This window comes from Microcoleus sp. Pol14D4, assembly GCF_036701245.1.
Classification (GTDB): Bacteria; Cyanobacteriota; Cyanobacteriia; order Cyanobacteriales; family Microcoleaceae; genus Microcoleus.
On record NZ_JAUBQM010000172.1, the window covers coordinates 1 to 3,310 of the forward strand.

The 3,310-nt window shown below is 44.7% G+C and carries 1 protein-coding gene; it reads right to left on the reverse strand.

Annotated elements, in window-relative coordinates:
• Window positions 1-3,310, reverse strand: a 3,310-nt coding sequence (locus QUA33_RS27815; protein ID WP_333152961.1) for an ATP-binding protein, incomplete at both ends; no start/stop codon positions are given.

Consider the following 3,310-nt stretch of genomic DNA (forward strand, 5'->3'; position numbering starts at 1 on the left):
GCACCTTGACCTAACGCTGAATTTACTTCTAAAATACCAGAGTGTTTCTCAACAACAATCTGCCGTGCGATCGCTAACCCCAACCCCGTCCCTTTACCGACTTCCTTTGTCGTAAATAAATCATCAAAAATCTTCTCTCGCACCGCCTCATTAATGCCAACTCCATTGTCTTTGATGCGAATCACAACTTGCTGCCGATCGCCCGATAATTTGGTTTCGATAATAATTTTATTAGGAGCCTTTTTAATCTCTGCAAAGCTCCGTCCAGTATTTGATTCATCAAGGGCATCGATCGCATTACTCAACAGATTCATAAAAACTTGATTTAGCTGACCTGCATAGCACTCTACTTTCGGCAAATCACCGTATTTCTTGATGACTTGAATCTCTGGGCGTGTGTCCGAAGCTTTGAGGCGATGTTTTAGGATCATCAAGGTGCTTTCGAGGCCCTCGTGGATATTGGAGGGGACGGGGCGATCGCTATCAGCACGGGAAAAGATGCGAAGACTGGTGCTGATGCCTTTGATTCGCTTCACGCCTTCGTGCATGGAACCCACTAACTTTGGTAAGTCTTCCCGGATATAATCGAGGTCGATCGCTTCAATTTCCTCTTGAATTGCCGCAGTGTAATTAGGATATTCTTGCCCAAATAGATCGAGCAATCCAAACAAATCATTAATGTAATCTAAAGCAGGGGTAATGTTGCCAGCAAGGAAGCCTACAGGGTTGTTGATTTCGTGAGCGACCCCAGCCACCAAGTTGCCCAATGCCGACATTTTTTCACTTTGGACTATTTTTAGTTGTGCCTGTTTGAGGTCTGTAAGGGCTTGTTGGGATTCTTGATAAAGACGGGCATTTTCCAAAGAAATGGCAGCTTGAGAGCAAATTAGATTCAGCACTTCAACCCGATCGCTGGTGAACGCCCCCGTTGCTAAATTATTCTCTAGGTATAAAATTCCCTTCAACTTACCTTGATGCAAAATCGGGCTGCACAAGATACTATGAGGCTGCTGACGCATGATGTATGGGTCATTGGCTAAAGTAGGATCGGTCGTCGCATCAATCAGTACAACAGTTCGCCTATCGTGCTTGACTTTGTAAATTAGCTTCAGAGGAATTTCTTGACTGTCTTCAACCAGAAGGCACTGCAACACGACTGGCTCCATCCCCACGCTAATTGACCCTTTGATTAGCAGGCGCGAGTCTTGCAAGAGCATTAACACGCATTTATCAGCCCCCGCATTTTCGATGACAATTCTCAGCAACGATGCCAGCAGTTTTTCCAATTCGATTTCGGCAGAAAGAGTTTGGGAAGCTTTGAGAATGGCGGCTAAATCTAAAGCTACAGAGACACTGCTACTGCTCGAACTGGGAGAACTGGTGGAGGTGACACTTCCCAATGTGAAGATAGTTTCGTGAGGGGAGAGGGGAGAACGGGTTTGCTGGAAGATGGGAGCGAGTAGTTGAGGATAGCGTTTTTCTAAGTCGGCGACTTTGGCTTTAGCGCCCCAACGAGCATAGCCATAGTAGGCGTTTGTCATGTATTCCTGGGCAATGCGCTGTTTACCCCAGTCGAGGTAAAAGTTGGCGGCTAGTTCATTGGCCAGTGCTTCTTCTTGGATGTATTCGTTGGCTTTGGCTCCAGAAATTGCCTTGTCGTATAGCTCACTTGCTTCTGCTTTGTGTCCTAACACTCGACATTTTTCTGCCTTGATTAAGTCAACTTTATGTTGGTGATTCATGGGGGCATGATGCGCCCATTGAGTAATATTCGTTTGATGAATTTCCATCCTGCTAAGAGTGTTTGCTTGCTCAATTTCTGACTCCATAGAGCATAGTGCCAGGTAGGTTAAGCCAGCATAGAAATGAAAAACAGGAATTTGAATCATTCCTGTCGCTCCCATCAAATAGCGATTAGCTTGGGTAAGGTAGTCTAGGGCATTAGTGTAGTTGCCAAAAATATAGGCAAGCATCAGTTTATAGATATAAACAACAGCAAGGACAGTGAGTTCGTTATTTTGATACTGCTTAGGAAACATCACAGTTTCATCGTAGGCAGTACCGATTAATAAATCCGGTTGCTTGACAATTTCCGTCAAGTTCTGCGCCGTCTGTTGTGTTGCCTTTAGGTAAGCCAGAGGAGAATCTTGCTTCAGAGTCGCTAAGACAACACAGTAATTTTTTATTTCTAGTACCCAATCGTCCAGAGCCACTCCACCGAATAGATGAGCGTAAAAACAAATAGCTATACTGTAGCCAGCATTGAGGAAATCACCTGTTTCCATCCCCGCTAAATAGCTATCTTTGAGAGTTGGTATTACTGCCCTCAGTGGTTCTTGACGATGCTGGAGGAAAGCGCCAAAAAACAGTAAAGCGGAGGACTTAAATTCCCGTACATTCAACTGATTGACTAAGTTCAGTGCCAATCGCCCGAAATCATAACCTGTTTTTACTTCTCCTAAAAAAGCAGATAACACCAGGCCATAACCTACATATCCGATTGTTGATGCGGGCGCATTTCCAAATTGGAGAGATAGACTCACCATTGTCGAGCAATACAGAGGTAGCAAGGCAGGAGAGGCTGAAAAAATCGCTGAAAACAACATGGCTAATAGTTGCATCGCTGCAATTGTCTCTGAGTCGCTCATCGCAGGGAGGTTAATCAGTTCTGAAATCTGTTTACCCTGAAGGCGAGCGCCAAGGGTTTGTAGTGCTTTGCCTGTCAAGGCTTCATCAGGTTCAGATGAGAACTCAACCCCCAATTCTACCAGCGCATTTTTGCCCACAGATATTGCTTCCAACATCTGACTCTGCGCTGTCAGTGCGCTGATTTGGATCTCATAAATTTTCACTCGCTCTAGTATGGTTTGAGCGGATCGCAACACCAGTGCTGCCCTCTGTTCCATTTCCTCAAAGTCACCATTCAAATAGGCAACTTCAGCCGATGCCACATACAGATTCAAAGTTAATTCATACTGATGCTGCCAGCAGTTAGCTGTCAGTAACTCAATTCCAGTTTGTAAATAAACTCTTGCTGCGGCGTAAGCTGTGGAATTTCTCGCCTTCACTCCAGCTTTCAAATTCATTTGAGCTAATTCTTGGCGTTCCCTTGATTGAGCAATTAACTCAATTCCTAAATTCAAATGCCCGACAATATCGAACAGTTTTTCCTCAAGCTCAATCTCCGATAAATTTTCGAGCAGTAACCGTCCTATTTTGAGGTGAGTTGCTGTTTTTTGCTCGTCAGGAATCAATGAATAAGCCGCTTGTTGGACGCGATCGTGTAAAAATCGATAAGTCGGATTAGCGG